Source organism: Pseudomonas sp. Root569 (assembly GCF_001427465.1).
Classification (GTDB): domain Bacteria; phylum Pseudomonadota; class Gammaproteobacteria; order Pseudomonadales; family Pseudomonadaceae; genus Aquipseudomonas; species Aquipseudomonas synxantha.
Genome location: NZ_LMGQ01000029.1, coordinates 281,887 through 302,567 on the forward strand (window position 1 = coordinate 281,887; position 20,681 = coordinate 302,567).

The following is a 20,681-nucleotide window of genomic DNA, read 5'->3' on the forward strand; positions in this document are numbered from 1 at the left end:
GCACATTGTTTGGATAAACCCTCAGGCTACTAAACCCGATCACTGAACAATTCAGCGACAGAGCCACCTTAGAGACGGCCTCCCTAGCGCACAAGCCGGCGGATTCTGACGCACGCGTAGGCAATGGAGCAAGCCGCGGCGCGCGAATCGGATTTTGCCTTCAGGCGCTACCAATTGCGGTGAAAGATGCAGTGCTCAACATGACGCCTGATCTATGCCGCTTTCGCCCAGCTCAGCGATCGGCTCGACGATGTGTAGGAAAAATCTGAACTAGATTTTAAGCGCTGCGCGCGCGGGCGACCTGCCGCCTAGCACGTACTACGCTTAAGGCGAGCAATGTCGCTCAAGGAGAACCTCATGAAACTACATATCGTTCTTTTTTCTGCTTTGCTGGCTTTAGGCTTCGGCACCAACGCGCTAGCCGTTGGCAAAAATCCTTTCAATGAGCCATGTCGTGCAGACGACGGCTGCACTATCCCGTACATCCATTGGGAACAGGGGTAAGTACCGCCGGGCAACGCAGTATTTACTGCGTTGACCGGCTCATGACGGAAAAGGGGACGGATTTATGTCTAGGGAAAATAAATCTGTTCCCTTTTCGGCCCCCTTTTCGATGATCACACCGTGCTCGGTATCTACCAGATAATTCATGGAGTCAGCGTAGACCGCTGGGGAGCAGCGGTCGTGCGAGCTTGAAGATCAGTCGGCGATAGGCGCTTCGGTAGCGTTTCGCCCAGAGCCTCTTCATCGAGTGCCTCAAGATGCTCACGCACCGCGCGCGTGCTCAGACCGGATCGCTCCAGTTGACCTGTTTATCACCCGGCACCCGCGCTGCGGGCCCGCATCCGCTTTGACGACGCTGGCGTCAACGGCAAAGCCTTCGTCCCTGACCAAACCTGCGTCCATACAACGACGCAGCACTTCATTGAACAGCCAGCGAAAGAGATCGCTGTTCCGAAAACGGCCATCCTCAGCAGGCTTACCAAATTTTCACGTCGGCATAAGTGCTGTCAGTTAGATACGTATTCACCTGAATATTGAAGGCCTTTGCGCACCTTTTGACTTTTTAATCGGTGCCTTTAAAAACAACAATCCACATTTAATTCATTGCACTGATATCAAATATCACCAAGAAGCAATTGAATGCCTATCAACTGGATGGTAGCTTTGTTTTGTATCTTAAATTTATGCAATCAACGCCATCCCTGTGAGAATCCCATGCAAGATTGGAAGCAAACCCGCAAAGACATCAATACTCGTTTGGTAGAGCTCAGCGGCCTGTCGCCGGAAACGATGACAGGCATGGCCGCACTCGGCGGCGCTGGTGGGAAAACCAACCATCTAGACGCCAAGACTCGCGAGCTCATCTCCCTTGCAGTGGCCGTGACGACTCGTTGCGACGGCTGCATTGCATTCCACGCAGCTGAAGCCAAGAAGCTCGGTGTAACCAGTGAAGAGGTAGCAGAGGCACTGGGTGTGGCCATCAACATGAATGCTGGTGCTGCGCTGGTCTACAGCACTCACGTACTCGACGCGTTCGACAAGTCCTGACTCAACCGCCGATTTTCTTCCCCCTTAACGACGTCGAGATTAACCATGAATAAGCTGTTCACTCCTTACAACCTGGCCGGTATGTGTTTGAAAAACCGCGTTGTCATGGCCCCTATGACTCGCACACGAACCTTGAACAACATTCCTAATGAATCCAACGCCCTTTATTATGCGCAACGAGCTTCTGCCGGCCTGCTGATTACCGAAGGTCTGCCCATTTCCGATGAGGCTCGCGGCTATCTTTACACCCCTGGCATTTACGAAGATGTGCACTTACCAGGCTGGCGCAAAGTGACTGAAGCTGTGCACGCCAAGGGCGGGAAGATTTTTGCGCAGCTCTGGCACGTAGGCCGTATGTCCCACACCTCGGTACACGGCATGGTGCCAGTCTCCTCGGGCACGGTGCCTGCGGTGGATACCACGGTGTATGCCTGGAACGAACCTGGCAAAGCTGGCCCGGTGCAGCCCAGCGCTCCACGTGCGTTGGAAACCGAAGAAGTGAAACGCGTCATCGCTGACTTCGTGAAGTCCGCACGGATGGCCACGGACGCCGGCTTTGACGGTGTGGAAATCATGGCAGCTAACGGTTTTCTCTTCGACCAATTCCTGAGCAGCGCACTGAATACTCGGACAGACCAGTACGGTGGTTCCATTGCCAATCGTCAGCGCTTCCTGCTGGAAACCATTGACGCGATTGCTGCTGAAATCGGCGGATCGAAGATCGGCGTGCGCTTTTCTCCTTTTGGTCGCCTCTACGACTTCGGTGTGTACGAAGGCGAAGACGTAACCTGGATGAGCATGGCGGCTGCCCTCAACGAACGAGAGTTGGCATTTGTTCACCTGAACTACCAACCGACCATCCTTGCCGCGCAAACGCCACCAGGTTTCGGCGCTGCATTCCGTAAAGCGTACAAGGGCACCTTGATGGCTGCGGGCGGCTTCACCAAAGAGATCGCAGAGTCTGAGCTGGCCAAAGGCGAGCTAGATCTGATTGCCTTTGGCACCGCCTACATTGCCAACCCTGATCTGGTAGAGCGTATGCAGAACGATTGGCCATTGGCCGAGGGTGATCGCGCGACCTACTACGGCGTAAGCGGTTCGATTGATAAGGGCTACACCGACTACCCCGAATACGCAGCGGCCAAAGCCTGATATCCCAGTCGATACATTAAGGAGAACACTATGCCACTCGTGACTATCAAAGGCATCGAAGGGGTTTTTGCCGACGAGCAAAAAGCCGAGGTCATTCGCAAAGTGACTGACGCAATGGTGTCAGTGGAAGGGGAGAACATGCGTGCCCTTACCTGGGTCATCTTCGAAGAGGTTAAGAGCGGAGACTGGGGTATTGCTGGCAACCCTGTAACTGCGCAGGAAGTATTGAAGCTGCAAGCCGGCGAGTAAGGCTTCAGGTCAGCAGCTCCCTGTTCGTTGAGTGCGGTTAAGTTCAACGAACAGGGAGCTTTTTGCGTTCTTAAAGCGCCCTAGGTTTGTGGGGGATTACTCCGTGATTCTGATCATTTACGCCCATCCTTACCTTGAGAAATCCAACGTAAACAAATTGATGCTCAGGTTTGCAGCAGAGAGACAGGTACCTGACTTGACTTACCGGTCGAGGAGGATGCTTGGTTAACTAGCGTCCTCCAGCTCGGTGATGATTGCTTTTTTCAAGGCTGAAACGGATTTAGACCCAGCGAAGACCTTCAACAATCGGCCTTCGTGGAACACTGCCAAGGACGGAACAGAGCGAATGCCATACGTCTGCGCAATCGTTGGCGATGCCGCAATATCAATCGTTCCAAACACTGCAAGAGCATGGAGCTTTTCCTCCAAGCCTACGAAGACCGGCTTCATCTCTTTACAAGGTTTGCACCAGGAGGCTGAGAACATTACGACACTGCTGCCTTTAGCAACAAAGCGGGAAAATTGGGCAGCGCTCAATTCAACGATACGGCTCATTTGGATCTCACGTGTTGTGTAAGGAAAAGGGGGCACCTTTCCAGGCCCCCCGTTCCGTTGCCATTCAAATTTTGCAGCCATCGATGCCGCAGACTTGGCCCATCAATGAGCTATCCTCGGTTCTCGCTTTAGCAACCATTTGATTAAGTGCCTCAAGAAAGGTCGTTTCTGGCTGAGCACCTGACACCGAGAACGCGTTGTCGAAGACAAAAAGTGGTACGCCGGAACCCAGTAGGGCCGCGCAATGCTCATCCTCTTCCATCTCAACGTGCAGCTCCACTGATGACCACGCCAACTGAATTGACTCATCGGAAACACCTGCCTCTTTTGCAATCGCCCTCAAATTGGCGCGATCAAAGAGCGACTTGCCGTGGCTGGTACTTTGCTCGTACAGCGCCTCGACAAGGCGCTTTTTGACTGTCGTGTCTTCAACTGCTTTCACCAGAACATGAGCATCAGTTGTGTCACCAAACATCATGGTGTCGAAGCGGTAATCCAGCCCGTCACCTCGGCCATATTTACTGACCGTATTCATCATCGCTTCTGCGGAATCTGGGTTGCCGAGCTTACGTTTCAGTGCCGCGATCATCGGTTCAGGGGGGGTATTTGCAGCCAGTCGATAGGCACGAACGTTGACCTGTACATCATCTTTCTGCGGGAAGTTTTCGAGCGCTTTTTCAAAACGACGCTTGGCAATCCAGCACCAGGGACAAACATAATCCGACCAGATATCGACTACGTATTTTTTCGAAGGGGTTTGCATAATTTATCCTGCACGCAGAAGTGAAGATTGCATTGCGGCCATTTCAAGCAAATGGTTAGAGCCAGCCAACGGGTCGGCTGAGCGACCCAGTGTCTAATCAATGCGGCTTGCGCCCTCCAACATGCCCTGGGGCATGAAGGCATAGCTCTGTGTTTGCGCGTAGCTCAGTAGCATGGCTGAAAGCGTCCCGAGTGGAGGTGCTATACGCAGCGCTTGCCTCGGTGTTTAGGCACGTACCGCCATCACCCCAGCATCAACGTCCCAGATAGCACCGGTCACCCAGGAGGTTTTATCGGAGAGTAAGAAAAGGATGGTGTTGGCGACGTCTTCAGGAACACCGACTCGACCCAGCGGGTGGAAATCGTTTAGCGACTTCATCGCATCCGGGATCGCTTCCTTGTCCATGAAGCCTTCATAGATCGAGGTGTGAACAATACCAGGCGAAACGGCATTGACTCGGATACCTGAGTGAGCCAATTCAATTGCCAGGTTTCGGGTGACTGCGTGCAGGCCGGCCTTCGCCATCGAATAAGCGGTTGCTGGAGAGCCGGCCAGCGCGGCCTGTGCGCCAATCGAACCGACGTTGACAATGGAGCCTTCGCGCTTGGCAGCAAGCATATTTTTAACCACTGCCTGTGTGATAAAGAATGTGGCGCGGTTCAGATCCAGGTACATGTCGTAGTCAGCCTCATCGTGCTCGATGAACGGCTTGGGAACGAATATGCCGGCAGAGTTCACCATGAAGCCGATGTCACTATGGTTGGCATTGATTTCGTTGCGTACATGATTCATCCCTTCCTCGGTCATGAGGTTGGCAACGATCACTGATACGTTCCCCAGCGGACTCAGCTCTGCGCGTACGGTGTCGGCTTTATTCTGTTTACTGCCGGTGAGAACCACGCTGCCACCCGCCTTTAAAAACTGGCGCGCTGTTTCCAGGCCCATGCCGCTTGTGCCGCCGACGACCAATAATTTTTTGCCCTTAAAGAAATTGCTCATTACAGACTCCGGTATCAGATAAGTGAGGGGGTCAGCGGCCAGGTGCCATGCTGACCTGTGGCAGGACGGTTAGCCTTCGATAACTTCGAGCTTAGGGAGCATGCGGATGGCTTTAGAGAAGTTTGCGTAGTTGACCGAGGTCTTGAGTACCACGTTGTGCAGTTCCACTACGCGCTCACGGGAGGCATTTGTGTGCAGACGAATCACGACACTCACCTCGTCATAGCCTGGGTTAACGCTTTCGTCGATGCCCAGGAAACCGCGTAGGTCGAGGGTGCCGTCAGTCTCGATCTCCAGGCTGTGAATTTTGATGCCCATCAACGCAGCATTGGCGGCATAGCCGACCGACATGCAGGCGTTGAGAGCAGCCATGAGTAGTTCTTGAGGGTTCGGCGCGGTGTTTTCGCCCAGCAATTCATTCGGCTCGTCGGCGACGATTTCGAAATCACGCGAGTAGGTCTCACCAGCCAGGCTGTAACGGCTGACTTTAGCTACAGAGCGAGTCTGGCCTTTCCACTCGGTCTTAACGTTGAAGCTCGCGTGGCGCTTGCTCGCATCCCCAGCAACGCCTTCGGCGAAATTCTGCAGTGCGGCTACATCGATACCATTCAGATTGCTGATCATGTGGTCGTTCCTCTTCAGATAAGCCGGGCAATTTGACCGGAAGAGAAACAAGCCTACCAAGTGGTAGGCTTATAATCAATAGCAATGCCTTAATGGCCTAAAAGCCTCAAGAACTATCGGGCTTATGACTTTTTGAAATATGCGGAAGCACTCCGCGTTTTAAAGTAGAGATTCAGGGTTTAGGGTTTTTATTATTGCATGGGGAAAGGGGGGTGAATCGGCGAGTGCCTGCAAGACGAGGAGGAAATTATTTGGGTGTTCGCAATAATGTTTTAATTGTATTGGTTACGTTCGAAAGTTTTTATTAGCGCGCAGCACAATCGAACAAGCAGAACTTATTCGATCGCAAAAATATTCAATAATAATTGGGTCTGGTATTAATTATGAGGTGAGGTGGTGCGAAGGGCTGCCAGGACGAAATCCAGTCCCGATGACTGTTCGTAGTCGCCCCCCAGCGCCCAAGATACAAAGCTGCCGCCTTCCAAGGTATTCAGTATGAGCCTGGAGACTTTAGTACAGTCCAGCTCAGGCTTGATCTCACCCATTTCCTGGCCCAGGCTAATGTTACTCTGAAGCCAATTGAGATGGATTTCAAAAAAGACTCGTGTCATATCCTTAAGGCTTTCAGGGAGGGCCAGCAGCTCTGCTGCCAAGGCTCCACAGAGTGGAAGCATCCCATTTTTGCTACTTTGGGCAAACATCAATGCGAAAGCCTGCAACCGTTCCACAACGCCGGCGTTTTCTTCATTGATAGTGTCCAGTTGCTTTCTAAACCGGAACAGGTAGCTCTCAATAATAGCTATCGCCAAGCCTTCCTTGGTGGGGAAATGATGGTGAATACTCGCCTTCTTGATGCCGATCTCGTCCGCAAGGTCGGCATAGCTGAAGGCCGCGTAGCCTTTCGTGCGCAACAGAGTTTCAGCGATGGTCAATAGGTCTGAACGTGTGCTCATGATGCCGCATCCAAATTTATCATTCAGATATCATAAGTTAGTCCCCCCTCGGAAGACAGCGCTCACGAACGGTTGCAACTGGCCGAAAGCGGCCATCAAGCACTAAATCGCCGAGTCGTTGCATGTGGCTTACGACGACGCGGCGAGTCATCGGTCTAATAAGTTGAAGAACTGATCATCAGCCAGAGCAGGGCACTTCGCGGTCTAGGAGTCTGGCGGTGAGGAGTACGCCCAGTTCGCTCAGTTGGTGGATCGCCAGGGCGATGTCGCGGTGTTTGCCGTTGAGGTCTTCGGACAGGTCGAGCAGCAGGGTGCTGACGCTGGTGAAGGTTTCGTAGCTGTTGGTGATGAGGCTTTCGTTGGTGGCGTTGGGGGCTACGGTATAGAGCGTGGTTGAATCGTTAACCATGGTTAAGTTCCTTGCTTGGGCCACTTCCCATCGCTACTAAACAATAGGGCGGTAGCTGTACGCAGGTTAGTAGACCGGTGGAACCTAACAAAACCGGCGCGTCCGAGGACGCCCTGCGCACAGCCACCATCAAGCACAGACGGGAACGTCTGATGGATGAAGCTTGTGCACTTGTTAGGTCTAAAAGTGGGCTACTAAACCCGATCACTGAACAATTCAGCGACCGAGCCACCTTAGAGACGGCCACCCCAGCGCACAAGCCGGCGGATTCTGACGCACGCGTAGGCAATGGAGCAAGCCGTGGCGAGGGAATCGGATTTTGCCTTCAGGCGCTGCGTTATCGTTTGGGTTTTTCGCGAGCAAGCTCGCTCCTACAGGAGTGGGTCAAGAGTGGGTTGTTATCAAGGTGCGGGTAGCTGGACAATAGATGCCGACGAGCCAGCAACGAAGCACCAGATGTGCGAACGTTTGGTTCGCTCGGCTGGGCTCTACGAACTGCAAGATTACTGATCGGAAAAAAGACCAATGCTAGGGAAAGTCAGCAGTAAATATCTTGTCTGGGCTGCAGTCGCACTTTGCGCGACGCTTCTGTCCGGGTGCGCGGCGTCACGCTACGAGGGCAAGCACGCGCCGGACCCGAGTAAGGCGATCATTGTGGGTTCGATTGGTGAGAGCTTTCCGATGATGCAGGCCCATGGGCTGGTGGTTGAAATCGACCAACAGGGCGCACCCGGCACCGCAATACGGCTGACGACCTTGGGCAATGAAGATGATCAGCCATCACCCTCTGTGCTGGGCCATTACTTCATGTATGAAGTGCCGCCGGGTGAGTATGAGTACACGCAGTGGCATTACGTATATTACGCGGGAAAATCGATGGCGCGCCCTGTGCCTGCGGTTTTCTCGGTGAAGGCCGGGGAAACCCTCTATATCGGCGATCTGCGCGCCGATGCCCTGCGTTTTTGCTTGTCCAACGTCAACAATGCCGAGGACACGGTGCAGGCGCTCAAGCGCAAGTACCCGATGCTCAAGGACCGCAACATCGTGAATCTGACGCCGAAGAGTGGTTTTGCGCCTTGGCCGAGTTCTGATGCCACTGACTTCGGTAAAGGGCTGTGCACGATCTGAATCCGGTAACGGTGACAGTCATCAACCCCGACGCCCATTGATCCACGTTCAAGGAATTTCATGCCATGAAGCGCTCTACGCTACTCTGGGCCGGCCTGTTCGCAGCCCTGGCCTCACTGACCGGTTGCATCAGCGGTCCGGACCTCAAAGGCCAACCATTCTTCACATCACCGGCAGAGCCCCGTGCGGATGAGGCCACGGTGTACTTCTATCGCACGGCGGCCAGCATCGGTGACGGGGTGGCCCCGACCATTCAGGTCGATGGCCGCGCTGTCGGCAGCTTGCCTTCCGGTAGTTTTTTCAAGGCCGGCATGCCCGCCGGCAAGCACAGCATCGCCTCCACCTCGCCACCGATCATCAGCGGTATGGTGAACAAACGTTTCGATATCAACGTCGAGAATGGCAAGGTGTATTACATCGCCGACCAACTCAGCATCTCTGCCTACAAGGACGGGCAGACCTTGGGTGAAGTCGACGAGGGTAGTTTCGGTGGAACAATGTTTTACTCGCGCTACGCGCTTGTGCCTGCCGAGGAAGCGCTGCGTTCTATCAAGTGGTGCCAGGAGTTGCCGGCAACCGCACGGTAACCGGGCGTCCCACTTCGTCAAAAGCCAACTTGCCGACAGAGAGCAGCCCCACAATACCGCAGCACTGTGGGGTTGCTATGCCAGCGCTTACACCGTCCCGAAACGCACCTCCACCGACAGGCTGCCCCTGTTATCGCTCAGGCCAGCCCCGTAACGTCCGGTCAGGTCGTCATTGATGCACAACTGCAACTCCCCCTGCTGGCCACGCGGCAATTGCGCCTGGTTGCCGACCAAAAACGGCGCGCCGCTGTTGCCGATACGCCCGATCAACGCGCCTTCCGCTTGACCGGGCAAGGTATAGCCGGGCTTGGCGGTCAACCTTGAGTTGCCCGCCGCGCCGACCATGCCGGTGCCCGGGTTGGCCGTCCACTGCCCGCCGGTGCACACCGCCAGTTGCCAGCTATGCCCGTTGACCTGCACGCCGGTGCCCTGCCAGGCCTGGTTGGCTTGCACCTGCACGGTACGCTTGAGCAGGTCGCTGGCGACCACGTCGGCGGCCTGGAAGGTCAGCGCGGTGATGGTCAAGGTCGGGTTGGCAGTGCCGGTGGTGGGGAACACGCCGTCGCCGACCAGGAACAGGTTGGGGTGGTCCCAACTGCGCTGGTCCTTGTTCACCACTGACTTGGTGCGGTCCGAGCCCATGCGGTAGGTGCCCATCAGGTGGCCAGCGCCGAAGAACGCGTAGTTCTGGCCGTCGTACTTGAACACCGTTTGCGAGCCGGGCTTGAGCTCAGGGTTCAGGTCGGTCAGCTCGGTGGCGCCCATCAGCTTGGTGATGATATGCGTGGCGGCCAGGCGCGCCTGCTTGAAGCCCTCCTTGGTGTAGTCGGACAGTTCGTAGGTGATCTGTGGCCTGGTCAGGCCCAAACCGTCGGTGAACCCCTCGGCCCTCTCTACCCGGCACAGCGCTTTGTCGGGGTCTTTCTCGACCTGCTCGATCAAGAAGCCCAGGCGGAACTGGCGGGTCAGCACACTGTTGAGCTGCTGCACCAGCGCCACGCCGGACAACACCTGGTTATTGGGGTTGGCGCCGCCATGGTTGGTGCCGTCGATGAAATCGCAGACCGAGGTGTAGGGGTCGTTTACCGACCAGTTCCAACCCTCGTTGCCGATCTCGATACGCCAGGCGGCACGCTGGCTGCGGAACGGGCCATCGCGCATGTCCTCGATCCCCGAGCTGGACAACGGCCCGCGGAACGGGAACAGCGGCTTGCCTTCGGGCATCAGGCCCCAGGCCAGGTACACCGGGTGATCGGCCAACGCCTGGCCGACCTGGCCGCTGCTGTTGGCGACCCCTTTAGGGCTGTGCGGGCCGATGGAGTTGAGCAGCAGCTTCGGCGTTTCGATCGCGTGGGCGGCGATCACGTAGCGCTTGCCCTGGGCCGTGCCGTTCTGGTGCGTGCCGTTGTTCTGGTACTGGATGAAATCGATACCCGTGACCCCGTTGGCATCGACCTGCACCTGGCTCGCCACGGCCTGGTAGAGGATACGTACGTTGCCGGTATCCAGTGCCTTGGCCATGGTCACGGTGGCATCGTACTTGGCCTGGATCGGGCAGATCGGCGTGCAGCTGGTGTTGCCGGCGCACACCCGGCGGCCGTTGTCGTTCTGCGAGTTGCGCCCGGCCGGAGTCTGCCGCACGTTGAGGGTGATGCCCAGGTACTGCGTGCCATTGATGGCTTTGCCCAGGCCCTGGTCGACCAACGACGGCGGGATGCCGTGCATGCTGTATTGATAGCCCTGAGGGAAGGTCACGCCCAGGTAGGTCTGCGACGCGACATCGGCGGAGACGCCAATCTCTTGCTCGGCGCGGCAGTAGGCGGTTTGCAGGTCGTCGTAGCTGATCGGCCAGTCGACCCCGACGTTGTACGCAGTGCGCATGCGAAAGTCGTTGGGCAACAGGCGCAGGGCCGTGCCCATCCAGTGCCACATGGTGCCGCCGCCTACCCGCTCGTAGGTGCTGGCGAACAGGTGCGGCCCCTTTTGTACCAGGTAGCTCTTCTGCACCTTGTCCGGGTCGTCGCTGCCGGCAGTGATCAAGTCCTGGATAGTCGCTCGCGGGGCGAACTGTTTGGCCGGGGTCTGCTCGGTCTGCTCCGGTGGGTAGGGCGACTCGGGCGACTTGAACACGGCAGTGTAGAAACGCTCCAGGTACTCGCTGCGGTTAGGCGGTATCGCCGGGCCCGACTCGAGCACCAGCACTTTCAAGCCGGCCAGGCCCAACTGATAGGCCATGACGCTGCCGGCCATGCCGGCGCCCACGACGATCACATCGGCGGTTTCGATGTTCTGGGTGTGTAGAGTGCTCATGGCTGCTGCCCTTCCTTGGCGTCGACACCGGTGAATTGCTTGAGGGTCGGTGGCTGCTCGGCCCAGTAACCGAAGTGGTACTGGCTGTAGCCCATGGGGTGGGATTGGGCGATCTTCCACGCCCAGCTTTCCTTGTAGGCCTGGTCGGAGACCACGCGGGTGTCACCCTTGTGGGCGGTGCCTTGGTTATAAGGCTGGTACCAGCTGCCAAGCAGCCACAGCTTCATGATCGAGCGGGCGCCCTGGGCGATCTGCGGGTCCGAGTTGCCGAGCACGGCGCTGGCGATTTGCGCAGGCGGTTGGCCCTTGATGCTGGCGTACAGCCCCAGCAGGTTGCTGAACGCAGCAGCGCCCATGCCCTGCTGGGCCGTGGCGAAGAACAGCGGCGGCAGTTTGATCGGGTCGGGGGAAGGCGCCAGCAGTTTGGCTGACAGGCCAGTGAGCACAGCGGACAGGTCGATGAAGTCTTGCAGGTTCGGGTCGCTCATGGCATCACTCCTTGGCGCCAGTGGATTGGGCACGTTCAAGCAGGAAGGTGAAATCGGCGAAGCTGGTGCGCGGGGACTGGGTCACCCGGGTGGTCGCGTTGTTGTGGCATTCCATACAGCTGGACGAGGCCTGTGGCGTGGTGCCCTGGTTGTAGGTTTCCAGGGTGGCGTTGGCCAGGAAGGACGGGGCAGGTGTGCCCAGCGGGTTGGTTGGCGACGGCAGTTGGCAGTCATCGGCGGGGGCGGTCGGCCACTGGGTGCTGATCAGCTGGTAGTTGGCCCAGACCGTGCCCTTCAGCGCGCCTTGCCACTGCGCGTTGAGCTGGTGGGTCGCGACGGTGAGCGGTATTTCCCGCACGATCTGCGACGGCGTGGCTTTCTTCGACGGGTCCCATGGCCGCGGTGGCGGCTCGTTTATCGGGCGGTCGCTGGCCTGGGCGTCGTAGAACAGGTAGGGGCCCTTGCGCTCGTTCATCGGCGTGGTCTTTTCCGGCACGTTGCGCACGTGCTCAAAGGTCGACCATACCCACTGCGGCGCATCTTTGGTCTTGTGCACGATATGTAGGCCGACCAGCCCGACCTTCTGCGCGCTGCACGACTCGGGGATTACCGCGCCGGTATTCGGGTCGGTGTTGCCGGGGGTGTAGACCAAGGCGTCGACGGCATGGAAGTCCTGCGGGTTGTCGTTGCCGCTGAGTACCTTCCAGGCCGACTTGACCATGATCGCGCCGACCTGCTGGGTCTCCTTCGTGCCGCAGGAGAAGGCAATGCGGTTGTCGGCCTTGGTAAAGAAAGCCTGCTGGCCTTCCTGGCTGTAGAGACCATTGTTGACGATGTCGTTGAACATCGGCTGGTTGACCATGATCGCGTTGCGCGTGTAGGTGCCGTCCTGGTCCACCAGCGGGCCGGTCTTGAACGGCTGGATGAATTCGTCGAGCACACCGGCGACCTTGCCCATCTGTTGCAGTACGGGCAGGTTACCTTTGCCTTGGCAGGCGGCGGGCGGCGGCGTGGCCTGGTCCCAGGCGAGCGGCTTCTGGCCTTGGGGCAGGAAAATCGCGTAGCTCTCCTTCCACGACTCCCAAACCGTCTGCCCCGGCGCGCCGATCTTCACCGAGGTGTCGGCGCTGCCGTCGGCCTTTGCGGGCCAGTTCAGGGCGACGAAGGTCTGCCACGAAAGCACGTCGAAATCGTGTTGCAGGTTGTCCAGGGTGAAGGGAGGGTTGGCAGTGACGTCGAAGGGGATCGCAGGGGACAGCACTGGCGGGCCGGCCGCATCGGCCATGGCGAGCGCGCTGGTGAAGCTTGCACCCAGGCACGCCGCCCGTTTCAAGGTTATTTTCATTATCGTCTCCTCAGCAGGTAAAGCGTCGGGACGATGAGGCGTACTGGCCCTTCATGGACCGAATGTTCAGCGTTATCCCTGACGCTAGGCTGAAGGCTAGCCGTTGCGTCAGTACCCTCAGATATATCCGACTAAAGGTAGGGATAAGCAGTATCGCCGCACGGCGTGGCTTGGAAATCGGATTTTGCCTTCAGGCGCTGCGCGATTGTTTGGGGTTTTCGCGAGCAAGCTCGCTCCTACAGGAGTGACATGTTGGGGTGGTATGGTTGCGCCAGACGATGGAGGACTGAACATGACATTGACTGTCGACACCTTGATTGAATTGGCCATGGCTAACCCGCTCAATGCCCAAATCACGGCGCGCCTGCCGGACCTTGGGGTGCAGCAGTGCATGCTCACGGCGGGTTGCCTGTTCCAGGCGGTGTGGAATCATCAGGCGAATCTGCCGGCTGATCAGGGCGTGAAGGACTACGATGTTTTTTACTTCGACACAGACCTGTCCTACGAGGCGGAAGACGCGGTGATTCGTGCGGCGCAGGGGCTGTTTCAGGACCTGGGGGTGAATGTGGAGGTCAGGAATCAGGCGCGGGTGCACCTTTGGTACCCTGATCGATTCGGCCGGCCCTATCCGCAATTGCACTCGGCCAGGCAGGGGGTTGATCGTTACCTGGTGGCGGGCACTTGCATCGCGTTGGATATCACCACCGGCGAGGTGTATGCACCCTATGGGCTAGAAGATGTGGAGCAGGGTGTGCTGCGCATCAACCCACTGCATCCCGAACTGCAGCTGTTTTTGCACAAGGCCAGAAGTTATCAGGCGCGCTGGCCCTGGCTCAGGATCGTCGAGCCAGGCTTAGCCGAGTAAGCCGCCGAGCATGCCGCAACCTATCACCACCAGCCAGGGTGGCAGCTTCCAGACCATCAGCGCGACCAATGCGAGTACGGCCAGGGCAAAGTCATACCCGCTGAAAATCGCGCTGGTCCACACCGGCCGGTACAGCGCCGCCAGCAACAGCCCAACCACCGCCGCATTCACCCCGGCCAGTGCCGCCTGGGTGCGCGGGCTTGTGCGCAGGCTGGCCCAGAAGGGCAAGGCGCCGCAGATCAGCAGGAACGACGGGGCGAAGATTGCCAGCAGGGCGATCATGCCGCCGAGCCAACCGCTGGGGGCGTGGGTCATCGAGGCGCCGAGGAAGGCGGCGAAGGTGAACAGTGGGCCGGGCACGGCTTGGGTGGCGCCGTAGCCGGCGAGGAATACGTCATTGCTCACCCATTGCGGCGGCACCACTTCAGCTTGCAGCAGTGGCAGCACCACGTGGCCGCCGCCGAACACCAGGGCGCCGGTGCGGTAGAAGGCGTCCACCAGGGCGAGGACTGGATTGGGCAGCCCGTCGGCCAGGATTGGCAAGCCCACCAATAGCACCACGAACAGCACCAGCCATATGGCCCCAGCGCGGCGGCTGATGGCGATGGGCAGGCTGTCGGGCTCGGTATGGGTTTGGGGCTTGAACAGCAGCAGGCCGGCCACGCCCCCGGCGGTGATTACCCCGACCTGGCTCCAGGCGGACGGCGCCAGCAGCACGATGCATGCGGCGATGAGCATCAGCGTGACCTTCACTGCACCTCGGCATAGGTTGCGCGCCATGCCCCACACGGCCTGGGCGACGACGGCCACGGCGACGACTTTGAGGCCATGCAAGGCGCCACCGGGGATGGCGGTGCCGTAGTGCGAGAGGCCGACGGCAAAGAGAATCAAGGCGATGGCCGACGGCAAGGTAAACCCGGCCCAGGCCGCTGCGGCGCCGCCGTAGCCTGCGCGGGACAAGCCCAGGGCAATGCCGACCTGGCTGCTGGCCGGGCCGGGGAGGAATTGGCACAAGGCGACCAGTTCGGCATAGCTGCGCTCGCTCAACCATTGCCGCCGAGTGACGAACGCTTCGCGGAAATAGCCCAGGTGCGCAATCGGCCCGCCGAAGGAGGTCAGGCCCAGGCGCAGGAAGATCAGGAACACCGACCAGGGGCTGTCAGGGCGATCGGTAGGTGAGTTGGCCAAGGTCGGGTGCTCTGCTGGTGGGGTAGGCGTAGCCGTTATTTTGCAGACCCTACCCAATTTTCATGACGCGCAGAAGAGAGGGTATTTTTTGGCGAATGCATTGAATTTATGCGCAGGTGTTTGAGTCATTCAAGCATAGCGTTGCTTTCTACCCACTCGACCTCAAGGACTGACCATGACCTTTTTTATCTTCCTCCTGGCCTGCGCCGCCGCCGCCAGTACCGGCGTGATCTTCAAGCCCGGCGCCTGGTACGAATCCCTGGTCAAGCCCAGCTTCACGCCGCCCAACTGGCTGTTCCCGGTGGCATGGACAATCATCTATCTGCTGCTGGCCTGGGCTGGTTACCGCTTGAGCCTGATCCCCGGCAGCCAAATGGTGCTGGCGCTGTGGGCGGCGCAGATTGCCCTGAATACCTTGTGGACACCGGTGTTCTTCGGCGCCCACCGACTGCTGGCCGGGATGGTGATTATCGTGCTGCTGTGGCTCACCGTGGCGGCGATGGTGGTGCTGGCCGTGCGCCTGGACCTGATCACCGGTTTGATCCTGTTCCCTTACCTCGCCTGGTTGTGCGTAGCCGCGGCGTTGAACTTCTCGATCCTGCGGAACAATCGCTGATGGCTTACCAACATTGGCCCGCCAGCGAGCCTGAACGGGCCCAGATGCGCCGCTTCAATCAGAAGCTTGGGTGGATGCCGCGCTTTAAAATCCGCAACCGCGTCACGCCGCGTCTGATCCAGGCGTTGTTGCGCGTCAGTCAAACGCTGAAGAAGGCGCCCGTGGCAGAACGCAAAAAGGTGGGCTCGGTGCCGGTGCGCATCCTGCGGCCCAGCGGCAAGCCCAAAGGCGTAGTGCTGGATATCCACGGTGGCGGCTGGGTGATCGGCAATGCGCAGATGGATGACGACCTTAACCTCGGCATGGTCAACGCCTGCGGCGTAGCGGTGGTGTCGGTGGATTATCGGCTGGCGGTGGACACGCCGATAGAAGGGCTGCTGGAAGACTGCCTGGTCGCTGCACGCTGGCTTCTGGGGGATTGCCCGGAGTTTGCCAACCTGCCGGTGTTCGTCGTCGGCGAGTCGGCCGGCGGGCACTTGGCGGCGGCCACGTTGCTGGCGCTCAAGCAGTGGCCGGAGTTGCTCGAACGGGTAAGCGGCGCGGTGTTGTATTACGGCGTCTACGACTTGACCGGCACGCTGAGCGTGCGCACGGCAGGGCCGGACACCTTGTTGCTGGACGGGCCGGGTATGGTCGAGGCGCTGCGCCTGCTGACGCCGGGCATCACCGATGAGGCGCGTCGGCAGCCGCCGTTGTCGCCGTTGTACGGGGACTTCGCGGGGTTGCCACCAGCGCTGATGTTCGTGGGCGAGTTGGACCCGCTCAAAGACGACACGCTACTGATCGCCGAGCGCTGGGGCGGGGCAGAAGCGCATCTGCTGCCGGAGGCGGCCCATGGTTTCATCCATTTTCCAGTGGCGATGGCAGACAACGTGTTGGCCTACAGTCGCAAATGGATAACGCAGCACCTGCATCGAGTGGGAACTAAAAAGCTGATCACTGAGTCAGGTTAATCAGTTGCGCCTTCTCTCCTTACAAGGATTCCCGCATGCGTGCCTATACCCTGAACTACCAGTTCAATGATGAACCTCGCACTCACAGCTTCGACCTCAAGCAGACTGAATTGCCTGTGCATGAGGCGGCGATGCACCTGCTGGCGTTGCATTTCGGCGACGCGGAAAACGGCCTGATCATGCCGCCGGCAGATGCAACGCCGGAGGAGATCCTGGAGCAGGCGCAGGTGGTGGGGATTACCCGGATCGAGGTGGTATGAGGCCTCAAATCCAGGTCGTCACCCCGGCTGATCTGCCCGAAATGCTCAGCTTCGCGTTGCAGGCGCGTGATGAACTGTTCCCAAAGCTCAGCGCAACCGGGATACCGGATGACCTGGCGCAGTTCGAAGCCATTTACCTGCAGGGCGACGGGCAGTTTCTGATTGCTCGTGCCGAAGGCCAGATCGTTGCGGCGGTGGGTTACCTGCCGTATGACGGCCGCTTTGCACAGTTGAACTATCAGGGCTGCAAGACAGTGGAGGTGGTGCGCCTGTACGTACATCCGGCATTTCGTCGCTGCGGTCTGGCGGGTGAGCTATACCGTTCCCTGGAGGCGCTGGCGCGGGCGGACGGGGTGGAGGTGGTTTACCTGCATACCCACCCGTTTCTGCCCGGGGCGATTGATTTCTGGATCCGGCAGGGCTTCGAGGTGGTGGATGTGGAAGCTGACCCTGTATGGCAGACCACCCATATGCACCGGTCTCTGTAGATCAAATGTGGGAGGTGTGTCAGCTAGGGCGCAGGCGCAGTATTTGCGCGCCGTCGAACGGGTCCGTGAGGTAATGCCCCTGTACCCCGAATGTCTCTTGCAAGCGCTCTGGCGTCAGCACTTCCAACGGCGTGCCCAGCGCTACCAATCGTCCGCGATCCAGCACGGCCAGGCGATCACAGGTCAGCGCCTGGTTCAGGTCATGCAGGGCAATCAAAGTAGTCACCGGCAAGCCTTGCACGCCTTTCAAGATCGCCAGTTGATGCTGGATGTCCAGGTGATTGGTCGGCTCGTCGAGCAATAAAATCTGCGGCCGTTGCGCCAGGGCTCGGGCGATGTGTACGCGCTGGCGTTCGCCGCCGGAGAGGCTGCGCCAGGCGCGGTGGCTCAGGTGAGTAGCGTCCACGTCGTGCAAGGCCTGGCGGACAATGGCGTCGTCTTCGCGAGACCACGGGCTCAGCGCCGACAGCCATGGCGTGCGGCCCAGCGCTACGGCATCGAATACGCGGATAGCGTCGTCGGTGTCGGCCTGCTGTTCCACCACCGCCAGCTGTTGCGCGATGGCGCGGCGCGACAACTCACCCAGGCGCTTGCCGCCCAGGCGCACTTCACCACTGGCCGGGGGGCGCAAGCCGGCGAGCAATTTGAGCAGGGTGGATTTGCCCGAGCCGTTCGGCCCGACGATGCCGAGGGTTTCCCCTTGCTGCACGTCCAGGTGAATATCGCGCAGCAACTCAGCGTCACGCACCTTGAAACCCAGGCCGGTGCAACTGAGCACACTCATCGCGCGTTCCTGCGGCCAATCAGGATCAGCGCAAACACCGGTGCGCCCACCAACGCCGTGACCACACCGACGGGAATCACCTGGCCCTTGATCAAGGTGCGCGACAGCACATCGGCCGCAATCAAGAACAACGCGCCGCCAAGAGCGCTCGCCGGCAGCAACCGCGAATGCCCAGTGCCCAACAGCAGGCGCACCGCATGGGGTATCACCAGGCCGACAAAACCGATGGAGCCAACGATGGACACCATCACCGCCGTCACCAGCGCAGCGCAGGCCACCAGCACAAATTGCACGCGGCGCACCGGGATGCCAAGGGACGCCGCCGAGTCGCTGCCGAAGGTAAAGGCATCCAATGCGCGACGATGCCACAGGCACACCGCCAGCCCAACGATCGCCACCGGCACCGCCAGCCACACCGACGGCCAGCGCACGCCGCTGAGGTTGCCCAGCAGCCAGAACATAATGCCGCGGGCTTGCTCGGAGCTGGCCGACTTGGTGATCAGGAACGCGGTCAAGGCATTGAAAAGTTGCGAGCCGGCGATGCCCGCGAGGATGATCTGCCCGGTGCCGCTGGACGAGCCACTGGCCCGCGCCAGCAGGATCACCAGCGCAAACGCCGCCATGGCCCCCACAAACGCCCCCGCCGACAGCGACACCAGTCCGCCGCCCACGCCAATCAAGGCGACGAGGACCGCGCCGGTCGACGCGCCGGCACTGATGCCGAGCAAGTAAGGATCAGCCAGCGGGTTGCGCAGCAACGATTGCAGGATCACGCCACAGGTCGCCAACCCTGCACCGCAGGCAGCGGCCACCAGGGCGCGGGTCAGGCGATAGTTCCACACCACGCCTTCATCGATGGGGTCGAGCACGAAGCCTGCGGCCCACAGCTTGTTGGCGAGCACCTGGAGCACCACCTGTGGCGAGATGGCGGTTTCGCCGATGGCCACGCCGGCGAGCAGGGCGAGCAATAGCAGTGTGAGAGCAAGCAGGGTCCGTATCATTTCGGCAGGTCATAGCCGTCGATGGCGGCGGCCAGTTGTTCCAGGCCATCGAAGGTACGCAGGCTGGCCTGCAGCGCCAGGGCATCGAGGATGATGATGCGGTTATTTTTCACCGCGTCCATGTTGCGGGTCACCGGGTCGCTGCGCAGGAAAGCGAGTTTCTTCTCGTGGTCGTCGGCGGGGTAGCGGCGCCGATCCATGCGTGCGATCACCAGGAACGTCGGGTTGGCCTTGGCGATGGTTTCCCAGCCGACGGCAGGCCACTCTTCATCGGACTGCACCACGTTGCGCAGGCCGAGGGTTTGCAGCATGAACTGGGGAATACCCTTGTGCCCGGCCACGTAGGGATCGCTGGCCATTTCCGCGCTGGAGAACCACACCAGCGCGCTGGCTTGCTTCAAGCCTTTGCCTTGCGCGGTGGCGATGGACTTGGCCAGGCGCGCCTGTAGTTCGTCGTTGAGCTGCTGGCCGCGATCCTGGACGTCGAAAATCTGCGCCAGTTGGCGGATGCTTTTATAAATCGTGTCGATGCGGAACGGCTCCAGACGCGTGCCGTCGGCACCCACCAGGTTGTCCTTGCCTTCGCAGTCCGAGGGCAGCAGGTAGGTGGGGATCTGCAGCTCATGGAATTGCTCGCGGGTGCCGACCACGCCTTGGGGCCCCACCACCCATTCCAGCTCGGCGGCCACCAGTTGCGGGCGCTTGGCGATCACCGCTTCGAAGCTCGGCTCGTTGTTGGCCAGGCGCTCAACGGTGGCGTCCTGTGCCTTGTACTGCGCCAACACGTTGTTGAACCACAGCGAAGTGCCAACCACTTTATCGCCCACGCCCAAGGCGTAGAGCATCTCGGTGGCGGCCTGGCCGATGGTTACGCTGCGTGCAGGCGCGTGCTGGAAGGTCAGGGTACTGCCGCAGTTTTCCAGGGTCAGCGGGTAATGGGTGGGCGTGGCCTGGGCCATTGCACAGGCACCCAAGCCTGCGATCAGGGCGGTAACGCGTGGCAGCATGGGGTGATCTCCGAGTGCAGCAGGGGCGGTACGGCTCGGAAATACAGCCTCGAACGCTGCCGATCAGGCAGGCAAGGATGTCCTTCCCGGACACCCCGCCGGTTAGTGGTTTTGCTGGGCCGGCAGGTCTCCTGACTGATGCGTCGTTGCCTCGCTCCCGCCTTCCCGGACAGGGTCCAGTGGCAGTGGGGAGCAGGCTCGGCACCTACAGTTGCGGGGGCAGTTTCGATTGACGTCGCGGGCGGCGTTTCGAATTCCCTATTAGTCCCATACGGGAACCGGCGGCGGTATGGTAAGCGATCACCCCCTGTAGGAGCGAGCTTGAACTGGCCTAATGATCCCGGACACCTCTTAAGGGCGATATGATTCGCCCATTCAGGAGGTTCCATGCAAGAACGAAAAACCT

At 59.4% G+C, this 20,681-nt stretch carries 24 protein-coding genes, 1 pseudogene and 1 riboswitch; of the genes and pseudogenes, 11 read left to right on the forward strand and 14 right to left on the reverse strand.

Going from position 1 to position 20,681, the window contains the following annotated elements; translation table 11 throughout:
* Positions 1-357 precede the first annotated feature (357 nt).
* Positions 358-504: a hypothetical protein gene (locus ASD70_RS29050; RefSeq protein ID WP_156382957.1), complete on the forward strand. Its 147-nt coding sequence runs from the start codon at positions 358-360 to the stop codon at positions 502-504.
* Positions 505-609: 105 nt separating this feature from the next.
* On the opposite strand, the pseudogene ASD70_RS29710 reads toward ASD70_RS29050, so the two are convergent.
* Positions 610-966, reverse strand: a pseudogene (locus tag ASD70_RS29710) (IS5/IS1182 family transposase); the annotation flags it as partial.
* A 252-nt stretch (positions 967-1,218) separates the two neighbouring features.
* On the opposite strand from ASD70_RS29710, the gene ASD70_RS27895 reads away from it, so the two are divergent.
* From ASD70_RS27895 to ASD70_RS27905, 3 genes are read left to right on the forward strand one after another with little or no spacing between them, the layout of a single operon-like run.
* Positions 1,219-1,551 carry a carboxymuconolactone decarboxylase family protein gene (locus ASD70_RS27895; protein WP_056848011.1) on the forward strand — a complete coding sequence of 111 codons (333 nt, stop codon included), beginning with the start codon at positions 1,219-1,221 and terminating at the stop codon, positions 1,549-1,551.
* Positions 1,552-1,596: 45 nt separating this feature from the next.
* A complete protein-coding gene (locus tag ASD70_RS27900) occupies positions 1,597-2,703 on the forward strand; it encodes an alkene reductase (protein ID WP_056848012.1) in 1,107 nt (368 codons plus the stop codon).
* A 30-nt stretch (positions 2,704-2,733) separates the two neighbouring features.
* The gene (locus ASD70_RS27905) at positions 2,734-2,952 is read left to right on the forward strand and encodes a tautomerase family protein (RefSeq protein ID WP_056848013.1); all 219 of its coding nucleotides are present in this window, start codon (positions 2,734-2,736) and stop codon (positions 2,950-2,952) included.
* A 225-nt stretch (positions 2,953-3,177) separates the two neighbouring features.
* Here ASD70_RS27905 and ASD70_RS27910 read toward each other — a convergent pair whose 3' ends face one another.
* The 6 genes from ASD70_RS27910 to ASD70_RS27935 form a co-directional block, all read right to left on the reverse strand.
* A complete protein-coding gene (locus ASD70_RS27910; RefSeq protein WP_056848014.1) occupies positions 3,178-3,507 on the reverse strand; it encodes a thioredoxin family protein in 330 nt (109 codons plus the stop codon).
* Positions 3,508-3,571: 64 nt separating this feature from the next.
* Positions 3,572-4,270 carry a DsbA family oxidoreductase gene (locus ASD70_RS27915; protein WP_056848015.1) on the reverse strand — a complete coding sequence of 233 codons (699 nt, stop codon included), beginning with the start codon at positions 4,268-4,270 and terminating at the stop codon, positions 3,572-3,574.
* Between the two features lie 225 nt (positions 4,271-4,495).
* The gene (locus ASD70_RS27920) at positions 4,496-5,269 is read right to left on the reverse strand and encodes an SDR family NAD(P)-dependent oxidoreductase (protein ID WP_056848016.1); all 774 of its coding nucleotides are present in this window, start codon (positions 5,267-5,269) and stop codon (positions 4,496-4,498) included.
* A gap of 69 nt (positions 5,270-5,338) precedes the next feature.
* Entirely contained in the window at positions 5,339-5,893 is a 555-nt protein-coding gene (locus tag ASD70_RS27925; protein WP_056848017.1) for an OsmC family protein, read from the reverse strand.
* A gap of 377 nt (positions 5,894-6,270) precedes the next feature.
* Positions 6,271-6,846, reverse strand: coding sequence for a TetR/AcrR family transcriptional regulator (locus ASD70_RS27930; protein WP_056848018.1), 576 nt, complete (start codon positions 6,844-6,846; stop codon positions 6,271-6,273).
* A 178-nt stretch (positions 6,847-7,024) separates the two neighbouring features.
* A complete protein-coding gene (locus ASD70_RS27935; protein WP_056848019.1) occupies positions 7,025-7,255 on the reverse strand; it encodes a DUF6124 family protein in 231 nt (76 codons plus the stop codon).
* A 525-nt stretch (positions 7,256-7,780) separates the two neighbouring features.
* Here ASD70_RS27935 and ASD70_RS27940 point away from each other — a divergent pair.
* Together ASD70_RS27940 and ASD70_RS27945 are read left to right on the forward strand one after the other, a co-directional pair.
* The gene (locus ASD70_RS27940) at positions 7,781-8,383 is read left to right on the forward strand and encodes a hypothetical protein (RefSeq protein ID WP_056848020.1); all 603 of its coding nucleotides are present in this window, start codon (positions 7,781-7,783) and stop codon (positions 8,381-8,383) included.
* A 65-nt stretch (positions 8,384-8,448) separates the two neighbouring features.
* Complete coding sequence (locus ASD70_RS27945; RefSeq protein WP_056848021.1) at positions 8,449-8,970, forward strand: DUF2846 domain-containing protein; 522 nt, start codon at positions 8,449-8,451, stop codon at positions 8,968-8,970.
* A gap of 87 nt (positions 8,971-9,057) precedes the next feature.
* On the opposite strand, the gene ASD70_RS27950 is transcribed toward ASD70_RS27945, so the two are convergent.
* The 3 genes from ASD70_RS27950 to ASD70_RS27960 are packed head-to-tail and all read right to left on the reverse strand — an operon-like array spanning position 9,058 to position 13,113.
* A complete protein-coding gene (locus ASD70_RS27950; protein ID WP_056848022.1) occupies positions 9,058-11,280 on the reverse strand; it encodes a GMC oxidoreductase in 2,223 nt (740 codons plus the stop codon).
* On the reverse strand, positions 11,277-11,768 hold the full coding sequence (locus ASD70_RS27955) for a sorbitol dehydrogenase (protein WP_046068962.1): 492 nt from the start codon (positions 11,766-11,768) through the stop codon (positions 11,277-11,279). Before ASD70_RS27955 ends, ASD70_RS27950 begins: the two co-directional genes overlap by 4 nt.
* Positions 11,769-11,772: 4 nt before the next feature.
* Complete coding sequence (locus ASD70_RS27960; RefSeq protein ID WP_056848023.1) at positions 11,773-13,113, reverse strand: hypothetical protein; 1,341 nt, start codon at positions 13,111-13,113, stop codon at positions 11,773-11,775.
* A gap of 292 nt (positions 13,114-13,405) precedes the next feature.
* On the opposite strand from ASD70_RS27960, the gene ASD70_RS27965 reads away from it, so the two are divergent.
* A complete protein-coding gene (locus ASD70_RS27965) occupies positions 13,406-13,978 on the forward strand; it encodes a nucleotidyltransferase family protein (RefSeq protein ID WP_056848024.1) in 573 nt (190 codons plus the stop codon).
* Here the strand turns inward: ASD70_RS27965 and chrA are convergent.
* Positions 13,967-15,166 carry a chromate efflux transporter gene (gene chrA / locus ASD70_RS27970; RefSeq protein WP_056848025.1) on the reverse strand — a complete coding sequence of 400 codons (1,200 nt, stop codon included), beginning with the start codon at positions 15,164-15,166 and terminating at the stop codon, positions 13,967-13,969. The genes ASD70_RS27965 and chrA overlap by 12 nt on opposite strands.
* Before the next feature lie 175 nt (positions 15,167-15,341).
* Between chrA and tspO the strand changes: the two genes are divergently transcribed.
* The 4 genes from tspO to ASD70_RS27990 are packed head-to-tail and all read left to right on the forward strand — an operon-like array spanning position 15,342 to position 17,483.
* A complete protein-coding gene (gene tspO / locus ASD70_RS27975) occupies positions 15,342-15,782 on the forward strand; it encodes a tryptophan-rich sensory protein TspO (RefSeq protein WP_043047529.1) in 441 nt (146 codons plus the stop codon).
* Complete coding sequence (locus ASD70_RS27980; RefSeq protein ID WP_056848026.1) at positions 15,782-16,735, forward strand: alpha/beta hydrolase; 954 nt, start codon at positions 15,782-15,784, stop codon at positions 16,733-16,735. Before tspO ends, ASD70_RS27980 begins: the two co-directional genes overlap by 1 nt.
* Before the next feature lie 35 nt (positions 16,736-16,770).
* Complete coding sequence (locus ASD70_RS27985) at positions 16,771-16,995, forward strand: hypothetical protein (RefSeq protein ID WP_056848027.1); 225 nt, start codon at positions 16,771-16,773, stop codon at positions 16,993-16,995.
* Positions 16,992-17,483: a GNAT family N-acetyltransferase gene (locus ASD70_RS27990; protein ID WP_056848028.1), complete on the forward strand. Its 492-nt coding sequence runs from the start codon at positions 16,992-16,994 to the stop codon at positions 17,481-17,483. The genes ASD70_RS27985 and ASD70_RS27990 overlap by 4 nt, the downstream gene beginning before the upstream one ends.
* A gap of 19 nt (positions 17,484-17,502) precedes the next feature.
* Here the strand turns inward: ASD70_RS27990 and ASD70_RS27995 are convergent, their stop codons facing one another.
* Genes ASD70_RS27995 through ASD70_RS28005 form a run of 3 tightly spaced genes read right to left on the reverse strand, consistent with a single transcriptional unit; the run spans position 17,503 to position 20,275 of the window.
* Positions 17,503-18,267, reverse strand: a complete 765-nt coding sequence (locus ASD70_RS27995) for an ABC transporter ATP-binding protein (protein WP_056848029.1) — start codon at positions 18,265-18,267, stop codon at positions 17,503-17,505.
* Positions 18,264-19,268 carry a FecCD family ABC transporter permease gene (locus tag ASD70_RS28000; protein ID WP_056848030.1) on the reverse strand — a complete coding sequence of 335 codons (1,005 nt, stop codon included), beginning with the start codon at positions 19,266-19,268 and terminating at the stop codon, positions 18,264-18,266. The genes ASD70_RS27995 and ASD70_RS28000 overlap by 4 nt, the downstream gene beginning before the upstream one ends.
* Positions 19,265-20,275, reverse strand: a complete 1,011-nt coding sequence (locus tag ASD70_RS28005) for an ABC transporter substrate-binding protein (RefSeq protein ID WP_056848031.1) — start codon at positions 20,273-20,275, stop codon at positions 19,265-19,267. The genes ASD70_RS28000 and ASD70_RS28005 overlap by 4 nt, the downstream gene beginning before the upstream one ends.
* 104 nt (positions 20,276-20,379) lie before the next feature.
* A riboswitch (cobalamin riboswitch) is annotated at positions 20,380-20,573 on the reverse strand.
* Positions 20,574-20,681 lie beyond the last annotated feature (108 nt).